Consider the following 516-nt stretch of genomic DNA (forward strand, 5'->3'; position numbering starts at 1 on the left):
AATTTCCATTTATTTATAAATTATAATTAATTCTATAAATAACAAGGATTTATTTTAATTATGAACATTTAGATTACGACTTAATTTTATTCACGATAAATTTATTTGAGACATTAATCACACTATATTTCAAATCTCAGTAATAGACTCCGAGCCTTTCAAACCCCATTATCAGTGAGTCTATGAAACTTTCTAATTTAAGTATCAAGTATAAAATCAGTGCGCTGATTTTGATCATTTCGTTATCTGTTATCGCTCTCTCCGTTTTCTTTACATCTGAAATCAAGATGATAGAAGGAAAACTTACCGTATTTTCTGAAACCACCGTACCTAGCGTATTGCTCGTGAAAAATACCGAAATTGAACTCGGAATTTTAAGAAAGGATGAATTCTCTTTATTAACCAATGTCAATCACCCTCAATTCATGGAATGGGTAGCCGGATTAGAAAAATCTGAACAGAAAATTGATAAATATCTAGACCAATATGAGAAAGGACTATGGGATCAACGCGACC

Annotated in this window: 1 protein-coding gene; it reads left to right on the top strand. The window is 31.0% G+C overall.

Annotation, left to right across the window (positions count from 1 at the left end; genetic code table 11):
• Positions 1 to 182: 182 nt before the first annotated feature.
• Positions 183 to 516: MCP four helix bundle domain-containing protein (locus tag R7R24_RS30470; RefSeq protein WP_318120683.1), on the top strand; the 334-nt coding region annotated here is incomplete at its 3' end.

Source organism: Vibrio sp. 704 (assembly GCF_033339295.1).